This window comes from Microcoleus vaginatus PCC 9802, from assembly GCA_022701275.1.
In the GTDB taxonomy this organism is placed as follows: Bacteria; Cyanobacteriota; Cyanobacteriia; order Cyanobacteriales; family Microcoleaceae; genus Microcoleus; species Microcoleus vaginatus_A.
The window spans coordinates 3,218,389-3,240,006 of record CP031740.1 but is presented as its reverse complement, the minus strand read 5'-3'; the positions used below and the strand labels follow the sequence as shown (position 1 = coordinate 3,240,006).

General features: G+C 45.5%; 21 protein-coding genes. 15 read left to right on the top strand and 6 right to left on the bottom strand.

Annotated elements, in window-relative coordinates; translation table 11 throughout:
- The first annotated feature begins 753 nt into the window (after positions 1 to 753).
- The 4 genes from D0A34_13145 to D0A34_13130 all read left to right on the top strand — a co-directional run bounded on the left by D0A34_13145 (position 754) and on the right by D0A34_13130 (position 4,026).
- Positions 754 to 1,458 (top strand): DUF1003 domain-containing protein, encoded by a 705-nt coding sequence (locus D0A34_13145; GenBank protein ID UNU19692.1) that lies wholly within the window; start codon positions 754 to 756, stop codon positions 1,456 to 1,458.
- A gap of 143 nt (positions 1,459 to 1,601) precedes the next feature.
- Positions 1,602 to 2,327 carry a transporter gene (locus D0A34_13140; GenBank protein UNU19691.1) on the top strand — a complete coding sequence of 242 codons (726 nt, stop codon included), beginning with the start codon at positions 1,602 to 1,604 and terminating at the stop codon, positions 2,325 to 2,327.
- A gap of 119 nt (positions 2,328 to 2,446) precedes the next feature.
- Complete coding sequence (locus D0A34_13135) at positions 2,447 to 3,073, top strand: hypothetical protein (protein ID UNU19690.1); 627 nt, start codon at positions 2,447 to 2,449, stop codon at positions 3,071 to 3,073.
- A gap of 245 nt (positions 3,074 to 3,318) precedes the next feature.
- Positions 3,319 to 4,026: a hypothetical protein gene (locus D0A34_13130; protein ID UNU19689.1), complete on the top strand. Its 708-nt coding sequence runs from the start codon at positions 3,319 to 3,321 to the stop codon at positions 4,024 to 4,026.
- 94 nt (positions 4,027 to 4,120) lie between these two features.
- Here the strand turns inward: D0A34_13130 and D0A34_13125 are convergent, their stop codons facing one another.
- Together D0A34_13125 and D0A34_13120 are read right to left on the bottom strand one after the other, a co-directional pair.
- Positions 4,121 to 5,182: a mannose-1-phosphate guanylyltransferase gene (locus tag D0A34_13125; protein ID UNU19688.1), complete on the bottom strand. Its 1,062-nt coding sequence runs from the start codon at positions 5,180 to 5,182 to the stop codon at positions 4,121 to 4,123.
- Positions 5,183 to 5,399: 217 nt separating this feature from the next.
- Positions 5,400 to 6,011: a thioredoxin family protein gene (locus D0A34_13120; GenBank protein ID UNU19687.1), complete on the bottom strand. Its 612-nt coding sequence runs from the start codon at positions 6,009 to 6,011 to the stop codon at positions 5,400 to 5,402.
- Between the two features lie 319 nt (positions 6,012 to 6,330).
- Here D0A34_13120 and D0A34_13115 point away from each other — a divergent pair, with 319 nt between their 5' ends.
- Complete coding sequence (locus D0A34_13115; GenBank protein UNU19686.1) at positions 6,331 to 7,233, top strand: undecaprenyl-diphosphate phosphatase; 903 nt, start codon at positions 6,331 to 6,333, stop codon at positions 7,231 to 7,233.
- Between the two features lie 137 nt (positions 7,234 to 7,370).
- Positions 7,371 to 7,571: a hypothetical protein gene (locus tag D0A34_13110; GenBank protein UNU19685.1), complete on the top strand. Its 201-nt coding sequence runs from the start codon at positions 7,371 to 7,373 to the stop codon at positions 7,569 to 7,571.
- An 89-nt stretch (positions 7,572 to 7,660) separates the two neighbouring features.
- Here the strand turns inward: D0A34_13110 and D0A34_13105 are convergent, their stop codons facing one another.
- From D0A34_13105 to D0A34_13095, 3 genes are all read right to left on the bottom strand, one after another.
- Positions 7,661 to 7,969 (bottom strand): hypothetical protein, encoded by a 309-nt coding sequence (locus D0A34_13105; protein ID UNU19684.1) that lies wholly within the window; start codon positions 7,967 to 7,969, stop codon positions 7,661 to 7,663.
- A 169-nt stretch (positions 7,970 to 8,138) separates the two neighbouring features.
- Entirely contained in the window at positions 8,139 to 8,462 is a 324-nt protein-coding gene (locus tag D0A34_13100; protein ID UNU19683.1) for a tetratricopeptide repeat protein, read from the bottom strand.
- 39 nt (positions 8,463 to 8,501) lie between these two features.
- Positions 8,502 to 9,413 (bottom strand): tetratricopeptide repeat protein, encoded by a 912-nt coding sequence (locus D0A34_13095; protein UNU19682.1) that lies wholly within the window; start codon positions 9,411 to 9,413, stop codon positions 8,502 to 8,504.
- Positions 9,414 to 9,532: 119 nt separating this feature from the next.
- On the opposite strand from D0A34_13095, the gene D0A34_13090 reads away from it, so the two are divergent.
- From D0A34_13090 to D0A34_13075, 4 genes are all read left to right on the top strand, one after another.
- Complete coding sequence (locus D0A34_13090) at positions 9,533 to 10,918, top strand: TIGR03279 family radical SAM protein (protein UNU19681.1); 1,386 nt, start codon at positions 9,533 to 9,535, stop codon at positions 10,916 to 10,918.
- 140 nt (positions 10,919 to 11,058) lie between these two features.
- Positions 11,059 to 12,954 (top strand): transporter, encoded by a 1,896-nt coding sequence (locus tag D0A34_13085; GenBank protein ID UNU19680.1) that lies wholly within the window; start codon positions 11,059 to 11,061, stop codon positions 12,952 to 12,954.
- A gap of 118 nt (positions 12,955 to 13,072) precedes the next feature.
- Positions 13,073 to 13,369 (top strand): (2Fe-2S)-binding protein, encoded by a 297-nt coding sequence (locus tag D0A34_13080; protein ID UNU19679.1) that lies wholly within the window; start codon positions 13,073 to 13,075, stop codon positions 13,367 to 13,369.
- A 292-nt stretch (positions 13,370 to 13,661) separates the two neighbouring features.
- Positions 13,662 to 13,775 (top strand): photosystem II reaction center protein M, encoded by a 114-nt coding sequence (locus D0A34_13075; GenBank protein UNU19678.1) that lies wholly within the window; start codon positions 13,662 to 13,664, stop codon positions 13,773 to 13,775.
- 120 nt (positions 13,776 to 13,895) lie between these two features.
- On the opposite strand, the gene D0A34_13070 is transcribed toward D0A34_13075, so the two are convergent.
- Complete coding sequence (locus D0A34_13070) at positions 13,896 to 14,747, bottom strand: universal stress protein (GenBank protein UNU19677.1); 852 nt, start codon at positions 14,745 to 14,747, stop codon at positions 13,896 to 13,898.
- A 142-nt stretch (positions 14,748 to 14,889) separates the two neighbouring features.
- On the opposite strand from D0A34_13070, the gene D0A34_13065 reads away from it, so the two are divergent.
- The 5 genes from D0A34_13065 (at position 14,890) to D0A34_13045 (ending at position 21,606) form a co-directional block, all read left to right on the top strand.
- Positions 14,890 to 15,390 (top strand): acyl-CoA thioesterase, encoded by a 501-nt coding sequence (locus D0A34_13065; GenBank protein ID UNU19676.1) that lies wholly within the window; start codon positions 14,890 to 14,892, stop codon positions 15,388 to 15,390.
- 142 nt (positions 15,391 to 15,532) lie between these two features.
- Positions 15,533 to 16,594, top strand: a complete 1,062-nt coding sequence (locus D0A34_13060; GenBank protein UNU19675.1) for a DMT family transporter — start codon at positions 15,533 to 15,535, stop codon at positions 16,592 to 16,594.
- Positions 16,595 to 16,616: 22 nt separating this feature from the next.
- Positions 16,617 to 17,792, top strand: a complete 1,176-nt coding sequence (locus D0A34_13055) for an ATP-grasp domain-containing protein (GenBank protein UNU19674.1) — start codon at positions 16,617 to 16,619, stop codon at positions 17,790 to 17,792.
- 186 nt (positions 17,793 to 17,978) lie between these two features.
- Positions 17,979 to 21,476 (top strand): hypothetical protein, encoded by a 3,498-nt coding sequence (locus D0A34_13050; GenBank protein ID UNU19673.1) that lies wholly within the window; start codon positions 17,979 to 17,981, stop codon positions 21,474 to 21,476.
- Positions 21,421 to 21,606, top strand: a complete 186-nt coding sequence (locus D0A34_13045; protein ID UNU19672.1) for a hypothetical protein — start codon at positions 21,421 to 21,423, stop codon at positions 21,604 to 21,606. The genes D0A34_13050 and D0A34_13045 overlap by 56 nt, the downstream gene beginning before the upstream one ends.
- Positions 21,607 to 21,618 lie beyond the last annotated feature (12 nt).

Sequence of the window (21,618 nt, the reverse complement as noted above, 5' to 3'; positions counted from 1 at the left end):
CTCATAGAGATTTACAAAGATTACACTCTTCCGGCATTTGATAATCAGATACAGCTTGCCTATCAATATCTTTCTTCTTTGTTTTTAGCTTAGGTAGGTGAAATCCTTTGCTACTTAGAGTTAGAAGAAATCGAATTGGCACCGAATTGTATACACAAGGGAAAAAATATTTGGCATCCCTTAGTTGTAAAATATATTGAAAAGATGTTGCCCCATGTCGATTCCGCAGAGTGGAATAAGTTTATTGAGACACAGCCTAAAGTATTTTTATCAGAAAGGGACGGACGATTAAATAAAATCCCAATCAAGTGGGAACAATTGTGACATCCCATTTAGGCAGGATTTCGGAGCGAGGCCAGAACCGGAGGTACAGTTCTAGTTCCTGAGATGGGACCTTAATCCCCTTTTCATAGGTCGTTTCTAGCAAATGTACAATTGGTTTGAGTTTCTTCCACGTCATATTTGCAGCCGAGTTGACCGAGTAAGGCAAACGAGAACTGTCTGCCACTGAGTATCACGGTCATCTGTTGGGATTGGTTCTAAACTTCTAGCTTGGCCGCCTCTGGATACAATACCCATCTTGACTTTGGCTTTAGTATTTCCCCACAACTCTATAAATTGAAGTGATTGATTTGATAAAAAAGAACATTTGCTCTTATGAGTGGAGTTTGACTAAAGTAAAGGCATCAAAGAAAAACGCCAGCGAACATTAACCAGTCAGCTTCAACTAGAGATTCACCCCTGAGGTTTGCCATGAAATCCACTCTATCCAACAGCGTTAACGCAAAAATGAAAACCGGCAGCCATCAAAAGCCTTTACAGGTTACGCCTCAAAAACCAGAGGAAAAAGCCTTAACTCGCGGACAGCATTTAGCAGATACCCTAGCAGCGAAAGTGGGTTCGTGGCCCTTTTTGATTGGACAGACAGTAGTCCTCGCCGGGTGGGTGGGCGCGAACCTGACACCGGGCATTCCTCACTGGGATCAGCAGCCCTTTATCTTGCTAAACTTAGTATTCTCCTTTGCCTCTGCTTACACTGCACCGATTGTGTTAATGAGTCAAAACCGCCAGTCGGATGCAGAACGCGAACAAAATCTCTACAATCATCAAGTTAATCTCAAAGCTGCTCACGATGTGGTACTACTGCACGAAAAGCTCGATCGATTAAGCCACCACATTCCTGACTTAATGGAAAAGCTCAATCAGCAACAGCAATCTGTCAGTCCCATCAAAGAGATGGTGATGCCAGCCCCCGTTAAGGCAATTACCGAAGGTAATGAAGCAGCTAAGCCGTCTGCTTCCGCTCGGAAGCAGAAGGCTGAGGTTCCCATACTACTTCCCCAAGTATTTAAATCGAACTTTGACTCATCAAAATATGTAGAAGTAATGCCAATTTTACTTCCTACTCAAAAGTCCTCTACACATTCGGTATCCGCGTCAAGCTATTTCAAGCTGTGACAAGCGACGTTACTAATCAGTGAATGAGAGCGTCATTCTCGCCAATCTGTTAAGTAACACTTTTAGCCCCAAAGAAACCTATAAATCAATTAATATCAGGCACTATTTTAGCCCTACTAGCATCACAATCTAGGCAGTTAGATATGAACCCCTTCATTACCGCTATTTCCACAGGTCTTACAGCTTTCGCAGCCACACATTTAGATGATATTGTCATCTTGCTGCTGTTTTTCTCCCAAGTCAATGCTGTTTTTAGACGGCAACACATTGTTACAGGACAATATCTTGGGTTCGCAGCACTGGTGCTGCTTAGTCTTCCTAGCTTCTTTGGCTGTATGATGGTGCCACGCCCTTGGGTGGGGATGTTGGGGTTAGTACCAATTGCCATTGGAGTCAGCCGCCTGCTAAATCGAGATACAGAGGCTGATGATGAAAATACAGCTACAGATTCGCCTCAATCCACTATCTTTGCTAGTCTTTTATCCCCACAAACTTATAGTGTAGCTGCGGTGACATTTGCTAATGGAGGTGATAATGTGGGGATTTATGTCCCGTTGTTTGCCAACTGCACTTGGGAGAGCCTGCTAGTGATTCTTAGCGTCTTTTTCTTGCTAGTGGGTGTCTGGTGTTATGTGGCGTATCAACTAACTCGCATGAGCGCGATCGCGACCCTACTTGTCCGCTACGGTAATTCCCTGGTTCCCTTCGTTCTAATGGGTCTGGGTACGCTGATCCTGCTCGATAGCCATACTCTAGAGAATCGCGGTTTAACGGTAGTTACTTTAGCTATCAGTTGCCTGTGGCTGCTGATATTGCTTAAAGACAGTTATCTATCGCTAGAGACTGCACCTAAAGTCGAAAAAATTTAGGCAAGCTAGAGTTCAAGTTTCCTCGACTTTGCTGAAGTTGAAAAATAATTTATAACTTCAGCAAAGTCGAGGGGTTTTCTAGGAACAAACTCTGATTTCTTACACAAAGGACAACAAAAATGAGCAAGTTTTTCAAAGTAATTCTGGTGGCTTTAGTGCTTTTCGTAAACTTAGCTTTAGCTCAGCCTTCTTGGGCTGGCAAGGATTTCACAAAGGGGGCTGACTATGCGGAAGTAACACAGGAATTAAATCAACTTTTGTCAGCTCAGAGCGATCCTTCGACTGCGGGTTATACGCCTGAACAGTACCAACAGCGGTTGGCCGAATTGCAAATGCAGAAGTACGTGATCGAAACTGCTAAAAAGCGGGCTCAGTGTCGTAATGCAACCGGGCAAACGCTGGCAGTTTATGCGAATAAGCCGAAAAAATCGCCGACGCAACTTTATTTCCTGGCAGCCGGTGAGATTACAGATGATGATTGGGATTGCGATGGTATTTACTTGCCAGCAGGGGCTCAAGCTACTTTAGGCCCGGCGACTCAGCCACTTTCTTTGGCTGAACCGGTTGCTATTAAGGTTGTAGATGGTACGCAGCTAGTTGCTACCACGAGTGCAGCAACGGGTGGTATTCAATTGAATGTTGCCCCTGCTAAAGTTTTTAAAGCGGGTGAGACAACTTGGGCCTTGCCCTCGTTTTCTCAGGCTCAGATTAATGCACAAGTTCCTACGCCGGAACTGATTGATTAATCCTTCGTGAGGAACGGTTAATAGTTGGGGACTTGGGAAAAAACAAAGTCCCAAGCAGAATAGAGGAGAGGCAATGCCACCATTGGCGATTGCCTCTCCTCTTTATATCGCAAAAAAGCCAGAAGATGCTGAGTGATGCAATATGATGTACATCATTCGCTCCAACTCCTTAGAGTTAGTCTCGGACAAGAGAGTCATTTATAAAGTTGTATTTCCTTAAAGATTACGATTAGGAGGTTTTTTTAATGAAATGGCTAGTTTTACTAGATGTTAAAAAGTCGGATTTTGACAATTTGTCGAACTTGCTGCGTTCATCAGATGAGTTTAGCTTAATGGCAGAGAATGGTGAATATTACCTAACCTCTTCGCGCTGGGAATCACTAACGAATACGTCTGATGTATATGGGGAAGCTACTAAACCTCTTCAAGATATAAGTGCTATTGCAAGGATTCATTTTACAGGTTTTCCACTTCTTAAGCCTGATATCATCTGCGAAGTTGATGAAGAAGGTAAGCGTCAGAGGTGGGTTGCGCTTTCAGCCACAATTAGCGTGGATTCAAGTTCTTTTTCTATCCAACTAGAAGGCGGCCAAGATATAATCCGTAATTTAGAGTTTGAATCCTGGAGGAAGCTGGCAGAAGAAGACGAGATAGTTAAAAATGTTTTCAGACAAATTACGGACTTTGAACATAAGTGGATTAATCTTTACAAAGTTTATGAAATTGTCAATAAAGATGCTGGTAAAAAAAAGATTGAACAGTGGATAACTAAAGATAAGATTAGCCAATTCACGCATACTGCTAATAGTCAAAGCGCAATTGGTGATGATGCACGGCATGGTGTCGATAAGCACGCTCCACCAAAAGAACCTATGTCACTATACGAAGCAGATGCTTTAATTATGGCTCTGCTACAAAAATGGCTTCAGTGGAAGTGCGAACAACAAAAGTAGAATAGTAAAGTACGACACAGATTAATAAACGAAAGTCTGGATAAAGAGTGATTAATCCTTTGTATTCGCCTGCCCAATCTGTGCCGTACTTACATCATAACAAGTCTTTCAATTTCTCATCTTCTCCCAACACTTTGATCACCTGTTTAATCTCCTGCGTCCTGTCCTTTTTCACAATCAAAGTTACGTTGCCATCTCTGACAACTACCACATCCTCTAAACCAATGGTGACAATTACTTCATTCTCATCCGCTGCATAGAAAATGCCGCCTTTGGTATCAATTCCGACGTGTTTTGCTAACTCGACATTCCGCTTATCTCCTTGCAGCAAACGGCCGATCGCATTCCAATCTCCCAAATCGTCCCAGCTAAAGCCTACGGGCAGAACACAGGCTTTTTGCGTCTTCTCCATCAGGGCGTAATCGATGCTTATTTTAGGTAATTCCGAGTAAGCCTGTGCGCCTTTTGCTTCCAAAGCTGCCATCATTTCCGGTACATGATTTCGCAATTCTGTCAAGACTGTTCCAACTCGAAAGACAAAAATTCCGCCGTTCCAACTAAACTTGCCACTGGCTACAAATTCCTCAGCAGTTGTGCGATCGGGCTTTTCGGTAAATCTCGCCACCCGATAGGCCGGAAAACCCCCAAAACTGCCAATTTCCTCACCTTGTTCGATGTAGCCGTAGCCGGTGGAAGCATAACTCGGTTTTACTCCCAAAGTGGCGATCGCATCCTGATTTTTCGCCAACTCCGCCGCCGCCTCCAAAGTCTTGATAAACTCCTTTGGTTCCCCAATCCAGTGATCCGCCGGGAAAAAACCCACCACCGCATCCTCACCGTAACGCTTGGCAGTTTCTATAGCAGTCCAGGCCACCGCTGGCGCAGTATCCCGGCCCTCCGGTTCCGCCAGCAAATTCTCCGGTGGTAACAGCGGCAACTGTTCGCGAACCCCCGAAGCCAACATTTCCGACGTTACCACCCACAAATCGTCCCAACCATTACCTAATTCCAAAAGTCTTTCTGCAGTAGCCTGCAGCAAACTCTTGCCGCTACCGTCGAGACTCAAAAACTGCTTGGGCCGCTGCTTGCGACTCAGTGGCCAGAAACGTTCCCCTTTACCGCCGGCCAGAATCACAGGAATTAAGGTTCTACTCATGGTTTAAAGTTTAAATAGTTCACGTCCATTTTGCCCTGATACCCGAGATGGTGTTTGTAAAGAATTACTGAGGCAGAATGACGGTTGACGCTTGACTGTTGACTGTATCACCCTAAATGTAGGGTGCGCATGGCGCACCTTACCCAATATAAGACAAAAAACTCTGTTAAGGCATCCTTGAAAATTGCTATAACGACTAGCAATTAGCCCTTACCTATTACTTCGACAATTCGGTGTTTAGTTCGTTCACGACACGGCGTTTGAGCGGGAGAGATTTTTCTCTCGGCAGCAAGTCAAATACTTTCCGAAAAGCATCATCTACCTGTTCAAATGGTATTTGTCCTTTCTCATTAAAAACTACTTTTCCCGATTGGTCGAGGATGAGAGTTTGAGGTACAAAACCTTCGTAATAATGGCTCGGTTCTGTGAGTTCCGGTGACGGTTGGGGAGGCAAAGAGTCAACTGTTATCGGCATAAAATCCGCTTCGCGGCCGTAAAATTCCTGGAGTTGAGAGACGACGATCGCGTATTGCTTGGAGTCGCTGCTGTCATCAGTGTAAAAAACTAACAGTACGGGTTTATGGCGTTTGAAAGAATCTGCAAGCTTGACTTTAGGAGGAACTAGGGAACCGTTGCCGGCGTAGAGGGCAAAGATTGTACCGTCAAAGCGATCGTCTGTGAGAGTTGCTAAGGCTGGTGGCGTGCCAGTTAGCAGTATCAAGCTAAGTGCGAGCGCCACTGTTAAAAGACTGGCTGACAAGATTCGCCGCAGCAAGCCCAGGCCGGTAGCAGGAGTAACAATTGAATTTTTGTTCTCAGGAAATATCATAGGTTGTTGGCAGTTGCTGTAAGGAAAGCGAAATCAGATGCAAAAACTTTCCTAAGTTTATCAGCAAAATGTAGGCAAATGTTGTTGAGTAGGTTAAAGTAGTTTCGGCTCAACTATCATAAATTGCTGATAGTGGCGAGCGACAAGGCAATTCTGCTGAGCGAAGAGCACTATTTGCGATCGGCTTTTCAAGGGCGGGCTGGAAGTGTCCGCGCCCCAATAAAATTTATTTGTGGGATGGACTTCTAGCTTCCCAGAATGGTGCAAAATCTTAAATCCAATTGATAACTAGAAACTGAAAACTGGGAATTAACCACTAATGATAGCTTTGCTTGACGCACTCCTGGCCCAAACGCCCGCTGCTGATGTTTCCGGGCCCGCTCAAATCAATCTGTTGCAAGCGATTGTTTTAGGAATTGTACAAGGATTAACCGAGTTTTTGCCCATCAGCAGCACCGCTCATTTAAAGGTAGTGCCGATCGCCCTAGGATGGGGCGATCCAGGGGTTGCTTATACTGCTGTAATTCAGTTAGGCAGTATTGTGGCAGTGCTTTGGTATTTCTGGAAAGACTTGACAACTATAACTTTGGGTGCTGTAGATGCCGTGATGCGGCGCGACTACAAATCGCAAGAGTTTCAAATAGCGCTGGGAATTGTTTTGGGAACAATACCTATACTCTTTTTTGGGCTGCTAATCAAGGCATTGGTTCCAGATTTTGACAACTCGCCGCTGAGAAATTTGACCAGCATCGCCATTGCTTCGATCGTCATGTCGCTGCTGTTAGCAATAGCAGAAAAAACTGGCAAGCGCAATCGCACTTATGAAAAGTTAACTGTCTCAGACGGCATTTTTATGGGATTAGCTCAAGCAATAGCCTTGATTCCGGGGTGTTCGCGATCTGGTTCCACTCTCACAGCAGGATTGTTCATGGGATTGGAAAGAGCCGCCGCCGCGCGGTTTTCTTTTTTATTAGGAATTCCGGCAATTACTCTGGCTGGATTAGTAGAATTAAAGGGTGCTTTGGGAGAAGGAATCAGCGATGCTGGAGTTGCAGCTTTGATAGTGGGGACGATTTCGGCATTTGTGTTTTCTTATTTGTCGATCGCGTGGCTGATCAAGTTCCTGCAAACTCAAAACACCTGGGTGTTTGTGTGGTATCGGCTAGCTTTTGGCGTAGCCATTTTAACGGCGATCGCAGGTGGGGCATTGCGAAATATCTAAAATAAAATCCGATACCAGTAGGAGCGACTTATGTCGCTCTGAACTCGGTCTAATTAATAACTCGAACGCCAAATTACAATTTTATTATTTTATCAACCAAATAAAACCTGACACCTCAAGATTAACAGAATTTATTGATGCAGTTAAAAAAGAATTTAGAGAGCGACGATTTAGATAAAATGTACGTGCCGTTAAGGAGGAAGGGGGACGATTTGTTTACCCATTTTTTCTTTAATTTGAGCTTACCACTTTTCTTTTATTTACACAACTTATTCACACGCCCTATAGTAAGTAACGAAAAAAAAATTAATTATCGGATTATGATAATGTTTAATTAGAACTCAGACTTCTTAAAAAAGTCTGGGTTCTAAGTATTCTATTTTTTAGCGCTTAGTAGTGCGATCGACCTTTGGGGAGTTTTTGCAGTTTATTGAAGTTTCCGCAGATAGTTAAGGGCTCTTTCATAGTTATCTTTATCACCTTGCTGCTGAAATAAGTCTGCTGCTTTCTGAAAGTCTTGCATCGCCCCGGGCTTGTCTCCCCCTTGAGCGCGGGTAAGTCCCCGCCTCAAGTAGGCACCGGCTTTCGTTAGGATGGATTCGCCGGCGCTGCGTTGTAATCGGCTACAGCACTTTGCGTGTCTCCTAAACGAGAGCGGGTAACGCCCCGGTTTAAGTAGGCACCGGCTTTCGTTAGGATTAATTTGCCGGCGCTCGATCGTAATCGGCGAGTGCACCCTGGCTGTCTCCTAAATCATCGCGAGCATTCCCCCGGTGGGTGTAGGCTTCCGCTTTCGTTAGGATTAATTCGCCGGCGCTTGGTTGAAATCGGCTACAGCACCCTTCTTGTCTCCTAATTGAGAGCGGGCAATTCCCCGGTTGTTGTAGGCTTCGGCATAATTAGGATTAATTCGCCGGCGCTTGGTTGAAATCGGCGAGTGCACCCTGGCTGTCTCCTAAAGTACGGCGGGCGATTCCCCGGTTGTTATAGGCTTGGGCATAATTAGGATTAAGCACAATTGCTTGGCTGAAAGCTTGTATAGCACCCTGATAACCTCCTTTTTTATACTTTTCATTACCCTGAATAAAGAAATTCTCAGCTATCGTCCCAGCCGCCCCAGCCGCACTAGGAACTTTAGCAGATATAGCAAAAACTGGGGTTAGTTGTGCGATCGCACTTATTGCAACAGCACCTATCAACACGATGGAAAGTTGGTTAGAAAAACTCATTGATTTTACCTGTTAATAAAAAAGAAAATTTGTTGCCGTTCATTGAAGTTTTTTAAGATGGTTAAGGGCTTTTTTATAGCTATCTTTATCTCCTTGCTTCTGATATAAGTCTGCTGCTTTCTGAAAGTCTTGAATCGCACCCCGCTTGTCTCCTAAGCCACGGCGGGCAAGTCCCCGGTTGTAGTAGGCATTAACATGGTTAGGATCAATTCGCAAAGCTTGGTTATAATCCGCTACAGCACCCTGCTTGTCTCCTAAACGATAGCGGGCAAGTCCCCGGTTGTTGTAGGCTAAGACATAGTTAGGATTAATTCGTAAAGCTTGGTTGTAATCGGCTACAGCACCCTGGTTATCTCCTAATTCAAAGCGGGAAATTCCCCGGTTGTAGTAGGCTTTGGCATAGTTAGGATTAATTCGTAAAGCTTGGTTGTAATCGGCTACAGCACCCTGGTTGTCTCCTAATTTAGAGCGGGCATTTCCCCGGTTGTGGTAGGCTTGGGCATACTTAGGATTAAGCGCAATTGCTTGAGTGTAAGCGGCTATAGCACCCTGATAATCTCCTTTTTGATACTTATCCTCACCCCTAATAAACAAATCCTCAGCTTTCGTCCCTGCCGCCAAATCTGAGTTGCCAATCTGAGCAACGCTGTACTTTTGACTGTTGGTAAACTCTACAACTGTTAAGTCAACTTTTGGCAGTTTTTTCAAGCTAGGCTCAGTATCAGTCCCCTGCTTCAGAGTCAATAGCAAAGTCCTATTCGTACCAGTATCCTCTTGATTAACAGCAGCGCACATCACGGGTTCTGCATTCAGAATCCCAGTGTTAATATATTTGAGAGTGCCGTTGTTAAAAAAGCTATAATTTCCCGCACTACTTGGTTGACAAAAAAGTACATTTGTGCTAGAAGCAACTAACCCGGTTAGGAGCCCTGTCAAGATTTTGAATTTCATAAATTAAAGATTTTTGCCTTATTCTGTCACAGATCAAATAAATTCACAACCCAGAACAAACCCTGATTCTAAAGCCGATCGCCTTTAGCAAACTTCAACAAGTAACCGATAATATAACCATGAGCGACTTATCAATTCGGCCCGCCCTAATCACCAAAGTTATCCCCGACAGCATCTGCGCCGAAATGGGATTTGAACCCGGAGACTCAATCGTCGCCGTCAACGGTCAAAAACCCCGCGATTTAATTGACTATCAATTTCTGTGCGCCGATGAATTTCTAGAATTAGAAGTATTAGACACTAAAGGCAAAACCCACAAATTAGAAATAGAAAAAGATTATGACGAAGACTTGGGAGTGGAATTTGAAACTGCTCTTTTTGATGGACTAATTCAGTGCAACAATCGCTGCCCTTTTTGCTTTATCGACCAACAGCCTCCGGGCAAGCGGGAAACTTTGTATCTCAAAGATGATGACTACCGACTTAGTTTTCTTTATGGTAGCTATCTCACTCTCACAAATTTGACTCAAAAAGAGTGGGAGAGAATCGAGCAAATGCGGCTTTCTCCTCTCTATGTTTCCGTGCACGCTACCGAACCGGAAGTACGAATTAGGCTGTTAAAAAATCTCCGCGCTGGGAAGATTCTCGAACAAATCAAATGGTTTCAAGAACGCCGCTTGCAAATTCACGCTCAAGTAGTTGTTTGTCCTGGTATTAATGATGGCGAACATTTAGAACGCACTTTGTTAGATTTGGCAAAGTTTCATACCGGAAATATTCCCGCTGTAGCATCGGTGGCTGTAGTGCCGGTGGGTTTAACTCGCTTTCGCCCTGCGGAAGATGAACTAATCGCTGTAACTGCGGAAAAAGCGCGAGAAGTAATCGAGCAAGTGCAGAAAATTCAAGTGCTTTTGAGTAAAGGAAAAGGTGGCCAAAAGGCGAAAAAGCAGAATTCAAAATCACGGTGCATTTGGCTGGCTGACGAGTGGTTTTTAATAGCGGGTTTAGATTTGCCGTCGGCTGCAGATTACGAAGATTATCCCCAAATTGGTAACGGTGTGGGTTCGATTCGCCAGTTTATCCAGCAGTTTGAAACGGCTTTTGAGAAGCTGCAACCGATGCAAGTCGAGCCAGAGCGCAAGTTAGTTTGGGTGGTGGGGAATGCTGTGGAAAAAGCTTTTGAGCCGATCGTACAACAACTAAACCAGATTCCCGGCTTGTCCGTCAACATGGCAGCTTTGTGCAGCCACTACTGGGGACAAACTATCACTGTTACGGGTTTGCTGACCGGGCAAGATTTACTCGAAGCTTTGCAGGGGCGAGACTTGGGAGATGGTATCCTGCTGCCGTCGGTGATGCTAAAACAGGGAGAACCGCGTTTTCTAGACGACATGACCCTCGAACAGCTCGCCAGCTCGCTGAAAACCCGGATTTTGCCGGTGAGCGGAGTAGAGGAACTAATCTCGGCGGCGATCGGTCTGGCAACTGCTGAGGTTGAATTATAAATTTTGAATCGAACATTCAAAAGTTAAGATGAGTAGGGTAATTCTGACTTGTAACTGGAGAGTTCAGGCTACAAACTAGAAACTTGAAGCCAAATCTTGCTCTAAAATTGTCTCTAGGATTGCAGACTAATTAAAAAATTATGCGTGTTTTTCGTCAAATCATCGTAGTCGGAGTGGGCGCTGCAATTACTTTCAGCAACGCCGCACAGAGTGCTTCAGCACAGCCTCCGGCTCAATCTCAGGACAGTTCCGCCCTTAGCAATCAGCTCGAATTAGGGCAGAATGTTCGATCGACCTCGAACACAGCGCCAGAATCAACATCCGCTCCCGAACAGTCGATCGCCCTTAACCCTCAAACCTCCAAGTCTCAGCAGCCAGGGGGAGCCAAGATCGCATCAACTACCCCAACCGGGCCCGAGCAAGCATCAAAGCCTCAACAGGCTGCTCCGGCTTCCCCATCAACTCTGTCTCAGGGCGGTTCAACACCTCTAAGAGGGTTGGAACCGAAAGACGCTCAGCAGCCTTCCCCGAACCCTCCCAACAATATTCCTGTGCCCAGTTCCCCGGTACCCATTCTCCGGGGCACTCCGAACGAAAGTTTCCCCCCTCTCCCTCCGAGGGGCCTTTTAAACACCAATCCTCCGGCTTCCCTGGAACCCAACCCGAATCCGCTGCTGTTTCCGACAAACCCCGAGGATGTCAGGATCGAGCAAACAGAGTCAATTACCTTGCAGCAGGCGATCGACCTCGCCCGCCGCAACAGCCAAGTTTTGCAAATCGCCGGAAAGCAAGTGGAACAAAGCAGAGCAGCTTTGCGCGAACAGCAAGCTGCTCTTTATCCAGACCTGAATTTTCAAATGGACGCCAGCCGGTCTGTGAGTGCCGGCGGAGAACTCGGAATCCGGGCTACGCAGCGCCGCCTCAACTCTCGGGCTAACCAAACCGGGCAGCCCGCCCCCCAAGCGGGCACAAATTTCGGCAGCAACAGTCTCAACAGCACTTTGCAGTTGAGCTACGACATCGATTTGTTCGGAAGGCGGCGGGCTAACATCCGCGCGGCAGAGGAACAGGTGCGCCTTCGGGAACTGGATGTGGAACGCCAAGCCGAGGAACTGCGCTTCGACACTGCTGAGGCTTACTACAACTTGCAAAACTCAGACGGACAAGTTGCCATCCGCCAAGCTTCGGTCAGAAATGCCCAGCAAAGTTTGCGGGATGCCGAAGCTTTGGAACGGGCCGGAGTGGGAACCCGGTTTGCTGTGTTGCAGGCTCAGGCAAATTTGGCTAACGAAGTGCAACAACTCTCAGTAGCCCGTCGCGATCAGCGAGTTGCCCAGCGGCGTCTGGCTGAGATTTTGAATATCAGCCAGTCAACGAACTTGACAGCGGCTGATCCGGTAGAGCAAGCCGGCTCTTGGAGGCTGTCTTTGGAAGAGAGTATCGTGCAGGCTTTTAGGAATCGCCCCGAGTTGGAACAGCAGTTGGTGCAGAGGGATATCAGCAAGCAGCAGAGGCGATCGATTCAGGCGGGGCGTTTGCCTCAACTGAGTGTTGGGGGTAGTTACAACGTGCTGGGGCAAGACCCTGACGACCCGAACCCGTTTGCTACTCGCGGCTGGGCCGATGGTTATTCGATCCGGGCGAGTCTGACTTGGAGTATCTTCGATGGGGGCGCGGCGAACGCCAGGGTGAGACAGCGGGATGCTGATATTACGATCGCCGAAAGTCGATTTGACCAACTCCGCAATCAGGTGCGCCGGGAAGTGGAACAAGCTTATTTTGGCTTAGAGTCGAGTTTTGAGAATATCGAAACTTCTGAGGCGGGGGTTTTGCAGTCGAGGGAAGCTTTGCGTTTGGCGAGACTGCGGTTTCAAGCTGGCGTGGGTACTCAGACGGATGTGATTCAGGCGGAAACTGATTTGACTAGGGCTGAGAGAAACCGATTGTCGGCAATTGTCACCTACAACCTGGGGCTTTCGTCTCTCCAGCGCGCTGTGAGCAATCTTCCCACTAATAACCTCTCGGATGCTCCTTGACATTGAGTTGGGGCGAGCTTTAATTACCAGAACAATTGGACATCCTGTATTAAACGTCTGACACATTCGTTAATATTTTGTAATAGAGTTCCATGTCAACTGCGTTAGGAAATCGGCAATGGCCAATATCAAGTTTGTGAAGGAAAATCAGGAAGTCATCGCAGCAGACGGGGCCAATTTGAGGCTCAAAGCTCTAGAAAATCGCATCGACTTGTACACATTTTCGGGAAAGCTCATGAATTGCGGGGGCATAGGTCAATGTGGCACCTGCATTGTGGAAATTGTCGAGGGAAGTGAAAATCTGTCGCCCCGCACTGACTTTGAAAACCGCAAGCTCAAGAAAAAGCCCGAAAACTATCGGTTGGCTTGTCAAGCTATGGTCAATGGCCAGGTCAGCGTGAAGACTAAACCGTGACTCTCAGAAGGCAGAAGGCTAGAGATGCTTTTATGCAGAAGGAAAGAAAAATTCAGAATCCAAGAATTTTGTTTTTTTTTCCTATTTAACTGTATAATCATTCCTTTTGCCGACCTAGGAAAAGAAACGTGGTTTCTAGGAATAAAAGGTTGGGCTGCCAGGCATCCAGACAGGAACCGGGTTTCGACGCTTGTCCGCCAGTCCTCCTTCTGTCTTCGAGTTTGCCTTTCGCCTTTGAGTGATATCCTAGTTGTGTGTATTTTCCTATTTTCCGATAGAGGCGAGCGTCTTCATGGAAGTTAACGATTTAGGGTTTGTGGCAACCATTCTGTTTGTATTGGTTCCCAGCGTTTTTCTAATCATTCTGTACATTCAAACGGCTAGCCGTCAAAGCAGAAAAGATTAGCAACTGTTGCTATTTCTGTCTGGCTTTGCTGCTTGCAAAAAAAAGCGCCAACAGCTTTTTGCTGAGGCGCTTTTTTTGTTAACTGTTGAGTGTTAGCTGCTCACTCTTAACGATGAGATTCTAGCCGACTGTGCGGGCTAGCAAGACGGGACAGTTGGCGTAGACTCGCACGTAGTCTGATAGCGAATTTCCCAGGAGTCGATCGATATCCACAAAGTTTTTGGCAACGTTGGGCCGCCGATCCGGGGAACCGAGCACCAACAAGTCGGCATTCATGTCGTCTGCAATCCGACAAATTGCTTCCCCTGGCTTGCCTGTAGCACTAACGCAGCGGTAGCTAACTCCCATTTGTTTCGCTAGTGCTACTCCCGGAGCTAATACGGGGTCTTTTTCAGCACTTGCTGTTAAATCTTCGCTGGCTTTTCCCGTCAAATCTTTAGTGACGTGTACTAAAATTATCTCTCCGCCACTGACTTCTTTGACCAAAGATAGCGCAAGCTGCAATGACTGTTGGGCAGCTTCTGATTTGTCTACCGCCACCATGACACGCTTGATTTTTTTGACGTAGATGTCGTCTTTTACTAACAGCATCGGTCGGGATGTTAGCTGGAAAACGTACTGGCTGACTGAGTTTTCCAAAATCGATTGCAGCCGTCCGAGTCCCCGGGAACCCATAATTACTAAGTCGGATTGTTCTTCTTCTGCGACTTGGCAAACTGTTGTTTTCGGATCTCCCTGTTTGAGCCGGGGATTGACTTTGCTGGGATCTATTTTCAAAGACTGGACTGCTTGTGCTAAGATCTTGCCTCCTTCTTCCAACTTGGCTGCCATGCCCTCGGATGTTACTTGCGGTGGCACGACGTGCAAGACGGTGACAGAGGCTTTTTGCAAGGAAGGGATGTCCATCAACATATTAAACATCTCTTCGCACAAGCCGCGACCGGCGACGGCTACTAAAATTTTTTCTATCATGGTTTGGGCGGTAAAAATAGTTGAGTTTTCTTGTGCGACGCTCTAACTAGGGCGTTGGTACTCTAGTGGCTTAATGTCAAGCATAAGCCTGAAGTTTGCTTTATGATTTGTAGAAATGTAGCGTTTTGGAACAATTTGTAACGTGTTAGAAAACGATCGAACTCAACCAGAACTCGCACCGGCTGGTGCTATTCAAAATCGGCGCGGGATGGACTCTGAGGGCTGGTTTGAATATTTGGTGCGAGTGTACCCTCACCATACTGACTACAGCGGTGCGGTTTGGCACGGTACTTATCTGGCTTGGATGGAGGAAGCTAGGGTGGAAAGTTTGCGCTCTCTTGGCATTCAGTATGCAGACTGGGTGGCGCAGGGTTTGGAATTGCCTGTGGTGGAACTTTCGCTGCGCTACCACCGGGCTGTACAAATGGGTCAATCTGTGGCAGTCAGAACGCGGATCGCTGCTACCGAGGGTGTGCGGCTGCTTTGGGATTACGAAATTCGATCGGCTGATACTCAGGAGTTATATGTGACAGCACAGGTAACTTTGGTTGGTGTCGATCGCGACAAGAAGAAGATTATCCGGCAATTGCCGCCGGCGCTAAAGGAGGCTTTGACAAGGCTTTCTGTTAAACCTTCTGCCTAAGCTGCTGTTAACTATAAAAAATAGTTGGTGCAGCCCTAGTAAGTAGAGTGCGTGACTTGTGAGTTATTCCCTTCGTCAGCAAAATATTATTTTGTCACGCACTCTACACAACTGCCTTCTGCCTTCATTGGAACTTTTAATAATGTCAAAAAAACTGGGATTACCCGAGCAAAATATTGAACTTCAGCGCAATGTTTTGGAAAAAACAGAGTTAAACTCTCCCTTAAAAACTGAAGACAAAACTATTGTTTCGGGAAAGCCCGACAGTTTAAAAAACGGTGAATTCGCTGAGAGTCAAGGCAAAATTTGGGCGATCGCATCGCTGTCGGCGGCGCTGCTAGCGGTGTCGCTGGCTGCGATTTTTATTAGGTTGAGCGAACGGGAAATCAGCCCGAATGCTACTGTTTTTAACCGTTTGTGGATAGCAACTGTAGTATTTGGAGTGTGGAATGGTGCGGGTGCTGCGCGTCGCCGAATCTCTGGGGCTGAAGTTGAAGAGCCATCGAACTACACTCTGCAGGATGTGATGCTGTTAACAGCGGTAGGCGTGGTTTCTTCTGCTTCTGTAGGTTTCTGGGCCTGGTCACTGAGTCAGACGAATGTCGCTAATTCTACTGTACTGCGAAACTTAACTCCTTTATTTACTACTTTGGGGGGATGGCTGCTGTTGGGGCGCCGCTTTGACAACAGGTTTTTGGTGGGACTGGCGGTGGCTTTGTGTGGCGCAATTGCGATCGGTATGGAAGATTTGCAAACGGCGGGAAACACTATTGTCGGCGACATTGCTGCTCTTTTATCGGCGATGTTTTATGCAGGAAATCTGCTCATTTCAGAACATTTGCGGACCAAGTTTCCAGCAACAACTATATTGATATGGCGATGTTTCATTGGGAGTATATTAGTTTTGCCACTGGTTCTGCTTGCGGGCGATCGAGTTTTCCCTTATTCTTGGCAGGGATGGCTGCCTGTAATTGCTTTGGCGGTGATTTGCCAAGCTTTCGGTCAGGGACTGCTTATCCACAGTCTAGGTCGTTTGTCCTCGGAATTTGTAGCTTTTTTCCTGCTGCTAGAACCCGTAATAACGGCTATTATGGCTTGGGTGCTGTTTTCGGAAAGTTTGAGCTTGCTTAATTGGTTTGCTTTTTCTGTGGTTTTGGCTGGAATATATTTGGGAAAATCTAGCGGTTCGGTCGCTAAAAAATGAAACACACAGGGAAAAAACTTAAATGGTTGCAACATCAATTGGCATGAATCACTGGCATTACGACTTTAGTTTACTACCTCAATATTTGGAGGTGCTGTTTACTAAATTGCGGATTGCTGTGGTGTTCGGCGGCGACTGCGATCGCCCTGGTTCTGTGATTTACAAAACTCACAATCCCCGCTCTTGGAAGAGTTACGAAGTAGTCGCCCGCGAGATTGCTAAATCCTTAGCAGAAATTGGCTTTCAGCAAGTCTTTGTCATGGCTGATGACATGAATTTGCCGGAACAACTCAAACAAAAAAATATCCACTTAGTGTGGCTGAATACTGGCGGAGTCCAGGGCTACAATCCTGTTTGTCACACTCCCGCATTGTTGGAAATGTTGGGAATGCCTTATGTCGGTCACAACCCTTTAAATAGTTCAACTTTAGATAACAAACACGCTTTTAAGCGGGAACTGCAATCAGTCGGAATTAAAACCGCTCCGTTTATGACTTGGCATCCTTCTCAAGGGATTTTGGAGCATAATTTGCATCAGCGTTTTGCCATTGCTTTTGGTGACTATCAAGGGCCGTTTGTTGTTAAACCAGTATCCGGTCGCGCTTCACTGCACGTTCATTTTGTAGATAAGATTGAGAGTTTGTCTCAGGCGGTTTCGGAAGTTCACCGAGACACTCACAATACTGCTTTAATTGAAAAGTATTTGCCTGGGCGAGAATTTTGTGTAGCGGTCTGCGGCTATGTTACTTATGCTAAAGACAGATTTGATAAAAGTACAAAACCCTTTGCTTTTTCGACTGTAGAGCGGGTGCTGGAGCCTGACGAACGCATATTTACTTCTATGGATCAAAAAGCGATTACGGCCGATCGAGGACGGTTAATGGGCGCCGAGGAACCTGAACTAAAACAAGAGTTAATTGAGTTAGCTCGAAAAATTTATTGGGAGTTTAGTTTGAACAGTTTGGTGCGGATTGATGTCCGAAGTGATGCTGATGGCTCACTTTATGTTTTGGAAGCAAATCCCAAACCGGATCTGAAACATCCAGGGGGAAATGTGACGAGTTTGGTAGCTTTAGGTTTGGCGGAATACGGAATGAGTTATAACGATTTAATTTTTAGTTTACTGGCGGATAGGTTGGATTATTTGTTGACTCAGCATATCGAAATTATTCCTCATATTGTGGATTTGCTTCATTAATCGGACTTGCAGGGTGCGCTGCACCTTACCTGCAAACAAAAGGTATTTGTAAAGAAATATAAATTGTTGAGCCAAGTGAACACAGGCTGGCAAGGTGTGATAGCTTTGAGTAAGATAGCGATTTGTAGATGTCCATTTTTTTTTCAGTATCAAAATCACTCAATTTATATTAATTAGATAAAACAAATGCAAGCATTACTTTTATTCATAGGATTTGGAGGCGGGGCATTAGTCTGCTGGCTAATTTTGAATAAGCGAAATTCACGCAATTTGGTGCGGATGCAGGGTTCGCAGGAGGCTATATCAAATTTGGCGGCTCAGTTGGATGCCCGAAATTCGGAATTGCGGCAAAAGGTGCAGAATGAAAATCAGCTAAATTCTGAATTATCCCAGTTGCAAAGTCGGTTGGGAACTGTGACTCGCGAGCAAGATTTTTTAAAAAATCAAGTGTCGGAAATGGAAGGATTTTTGGCAGGAATTGCCCAGGATAGATCGCAAATTGATTCTCTGATTGCTGATTTGCAGTTTCAGCTAGAAAATGCTCAACAAGCTGAGTCGCAGTTAGCAGAAGTGGCAGAACTTAAATATCAGTTAGAAGTTGCGGAGCAGGAGCGATCGCAACTTAACGCTCAATTACTGGAAATGCAAGCAGAATTAGAGACGGTTGATGCAGAACGTTCTCAATTTCACGCTCTGCTGTCGGAATTTGAGAGTCAGTTGGAAACGGCTAGTCAAAGCAGATTGCAGGTACAGTACCAGTTGTCGGAAATTCAAATTAAGTTCGATCGCTCCATTGAAGAGCGGGAGCAACTTCAGTCTCAACTGTTGGGTTTGCAAACTCAACTGCAATTAGTCGAAGCAGAGCGATCGCAATTTACTTCGGAATTGTCAGAGCTACAAGCTCAATTAGAGAGTGCAGAGCAAGAACGCGAAATACTCAACTCTCAATTGCAAACCGCTCGCGAACAAGCACAGCAACCTCCATTTGAATTATTAGAACTGCAAAGACAGTTAGAAGCTGCTAATCTGGATAAAATGCAGTTAAACTCTCAAGTTCATGAACTACAACTTCAATCCGAAATGGTTGTTTTAGAGCGAGAGAGACTGCTGGCTGAGTTGTCAGAATTGGAGTCTCAGATACATCGCCAGGAGGGAGATAGCTCCCAACTCCAGTCTCAGTTATCAGAACTGCAAGCTCAATTAGAAACTGCTAACACAGAACGCTCGCACCTTTATTCTCAACTGTCGGAATCCCAAAGTCAAACCGAGACAGCCAACCAGAGCCAAACTCAACTTCAATCTCAAGTATCCGACTTAGAAGCTCAGCTAGATAGTGTGCGTCAAACTCGCTCGGAATTAGAATCTCAGCTAGAAACAGCTAACACAGAACGCTCGCACCTTTATTCTCAACTCTCGGATATTCAAAGTCAAGCCGAGACAGCAAACCAGAATCAAAATCAACTTCAATCTCAGATATCGGAGTTAGAACACCAGTTAGAAAGTGTGCGTCAAAGTCGCTCTGAATTGGAATCTCAGCTCACTTCTCAACTCTCGCAATTACAAAGTCAAACCGAGACAGCAAACCAGAATCAAAATCAACTTCAATCTCAAATCTCCGAGTTAGAACATCAGTTAGAGAGTGTGCGTCAAAGTCGCTCTGAAGTGGAATCTCAGCTCACTTCTCAACTCTCGCAATTGCAAAGTCAAATCGAGACAGCCAATCACAATCAAGCTCAACTTCAATCTCAAGTATCCGAGTTAGAAAATCACCTAAATAGTGTGTATCAAACTCGCTCTGAATTAGAAATTCAGCTAGAAAGTGCTAACACAGAACGATCGCACCTTTATTCTCAACTCTCGGAATCCCAAAGTCAAATCGAGACCGCCAATCAGAATCAAACTCAACTTCAATCTCAAGTATCCGAGTTAGAAAATCAGTTAGAAAGTGTGCGTCAAAGTCGCTCTGAATTAGAATCTCAGCTAGAAACGGCTAACACAGAACGCTCGCACCTTTATTCTCAACTGTCGGAATTCCAAAGTCAAGTCGAGACAGCCAACCAGAATCAAGCTCAACTTCAATCTCAAGTATCCGACTTAGAACACCAGTTAGAAAGTGTGCGTCAAACTCACTCTGAATTGGAATTTCAGCTCAATTCTCAAATCTCGCAATTGCAAACTCAAATCGAGACAGCCAATCAGAATCAAGCTCAACTTCAATCTCAAGTATCCGAGTTAGAAAATCAGTTAGAAAGTGTGCGTCAAAGTCGCTCTGAATTAGAATCTCAGCTAGAAACGGCTAACACAGAACGCTCGCACCTTTATTCTCAAATCTCGCAATTGCAAACTCAAATCGAGACGACTAATCAGAATCAAACTCAACTTCAATCTCAAATCTCCGAGTTAGAACATCAGTTAGAGAGTGTGCGTCAAAGTCGCTCTGAAGTGGAATCTCAGCTCACTTCTGAAATCTCGCAATTGCGAAGTCAAATCGAGACAGCCAAGCATAATCAAGCTCAACTTCAATCTCAAGTATCTGAGTTAGAAAATCACCTAAATAGTGTGTATCAAACTCGCTCTGAATTAGAAGTTCAGCTAGAAAGTGCTAACACAGAACGATCGCACCTTTATTCTCAAATCTCGCAATTGCAAACTCAAATCGAGACAGGCAATCAGAATCAAAATCAACTTCAATCTCAAATCTCCGACTTAGAAAATCAGTTAGAAAGTGTGCGTCAAAGTCGCTCTGAATTAGAATCTCAGCTAGAAACTGCTAACAGAGAACGATCGCACCTTTATTCTCAACTGTCGGAATTCCAAAGTCAAATCGAGACAGCCAACCAGAATCAAGCTCAACTTCAATCTCAAGTATCCGAGTTAGAACACCAACTAGAGACAGTTTATCAACAACGCTTGCAGCTAACCTCGCAACTTTCCGAAGCTGGCGATCGACAATCTGAGCATTTTGACTCGAAGTCAGGGCAAATTGAAGCATCTACTTCTGATCCCAAAGTTTTGAATAGTCAAAAATTTGTTGTTTCTCCGCAGGGGCAAGGCGATTATACTACTATTAGCGAAGCGCTGAAAAATGCAGCACCGGGCACGCGCATTGAGGTGCATCCAGGCGTTTACCGCGAAAGTCTAATTCTCGACAAAGCGGTTGAAATTATCGGCAGCGGAGAGGTCGATCGCATTGTGGTTGAAAGTATCAACTCAAACTGCATTAAAATGGTAACTGACAGTGCTTTAGTGCGCGGTTTAACGCTGAGCGCGACTGGAAAACATTACGCTGTAGATATTCGCAAAGGCGAGTTAATCATAGAAGACAGCGATATCACTTCTGCGGACTATTCTGTTGTGGGAATTTGCGGTCCTGATGCAAATTCTATCCTCCGCCGCACTCAAATTCATGATGGGGTATGGAACGGAATTTTTATATCGGATAATGGGAAAGCAACGGTGGAAGATTGCAGTATTTTTGACAACGGCAGTTTGGGAATAGGTGTCGGATTGGGAGGAAAATTGATCGTGCGCCGGTGTCGGATTAATGGTAATGAAGGTGCGGCGATCGGCGTTTACAGAGATAGCATTGCTACCGTGGAAGATTGCGATTTAACGGGCAATGCTGGGGGTGCTTGGCGCATTGCAGATAACGGATACGTGCGCGGCAAAGGCAATCAAGAATAGAAGAAGGAAGAAGGAAGAGGGAAGAAGGAAGAAGGAAGAGGGAAGAAGGAAGAGGGAAGAAGGAAGAGGGAAGAGGGAAGAGGGAAGAAGGAAGAAGGAAGACAAAAGAGCGAAGAGAATTCCCAATTAGCGATTCCCAATC

Coding starts and splice junctions, on each gene's coding strand:
- D0A34_13145 (UNU19692.1), top strand. CDS start 754: ATGAAATCCACTCTATCCAACAGCGTTAACGCAAAAATGAAAACCGGC.
- D0A34_13140 (UNU19691.1), top strand. CDS start 1,602: ATGAACCCCTTCATTACCGCTATTTCCACAGGTCTTACAGCTTTCGCA.
- D0A34_13135 (UNU19690.1), top strand. CDS start 2,447: ATGAGCAAGTTTTTCAAAGTAATTCTGGTGGCTTTAGTGCTTTTCGTA.
- D0A34_13130 (UNU19689.1), top strand. CDS start 3,319: ATGAAATGGCTAGTTTTACTAGATGTTAAAAAGTCGGATTTTGACAAT.
- D0A34_13125 (UNU19688.1), bottom strand. CDS start 5,182: ATGAGTAGAACCTTAATTCCTGTGATTCTGGCCGGCGGTAAAGGGGAA.
- D0A34_13120 (UNU19687.1), bottom strand. CDS start 6,011: ATGATATTTCCTGAGAACAAAAATTCAATTGTTACTCCTGCTACCGGC.
- D0A34_13115 (UNU19686.1), top strand. CDS start 6,331: ATGATAGCTTTGCTTGACGCACTCCTGGCCCAAACGCCCGCTGCTGAT.
- D0A34_13110 (UNU19685.1), top strand. CDS start 7,371: ATGCAGTTAAAAAAGAATTTAGAGAGCGACGATTTAGATAAAATGTAC.
- D0A34_13100 (UNU19683.1), bottom strand. CDS start 8,462: ATGAGTTTTTCTAACCAACTTTCCATCGTGTTGATAGGTGCTGTTGCA.
- D0A34_13095 (UNU19682.1), bottom strand. CDS start 9,413: ATGAAATTCAAAATCTTGACAGGGCTCCTAACCGGGTTAGTTGCTTCT.
- D0A34_13090 (UNU19681.1), top strand. CDS start 9,533: ATGAGCGACTTATCAATTCGGCCCGCCCTAATCACCAAAGTTATCCCC.
- D0A34_13085 (UNU19680.1), top strand. CDS start 11,059: ATGCGTGTTTTTCGTCAAATCATCGTAGTCGGAGTGGGCGCTGCAATT.
- D0A34_13080 (UNU19679.1), top strand. CDS start 13,073: ATGGCCAATATCAAGTTTGTGAAGGAAAATCAGGAAGTCATCGCAGCA.
- D0A34_13075 (UNU19678.1), top strand. CDS start 13,662: ATGGAAGTTAACGATTTAGGGTTTGTGGCAACCATTCTGTTTGTATTG.
- D0A34_13070 (UNU19677.1), bottom strand. CDS start 14,747: ATGATAGAAAAAATTTTAGTAGCCGTCGCCGGTCGCGGCTTGTGCGAA.
- D0A34_13060 (UNU19675.1), top strand. CDS start 15,533: ATGTCAAAAAAACTGGGATTACCCGAGCAAAATATTGAACTTCAGCGC.
- D0A34_13055 (UNU19674.1), top strand. CDS start 16,617: ATGGTTGCAACATCAATTGGCATGAATCACTGGCATTACGACTTTAGT.
- D0A34_13050 (UNU19673.1), top strand. CDS start 17,979: ATGCAAGCATTACTTTTATTCATAGGATTTGGAGGCGGGGCATTAGTC.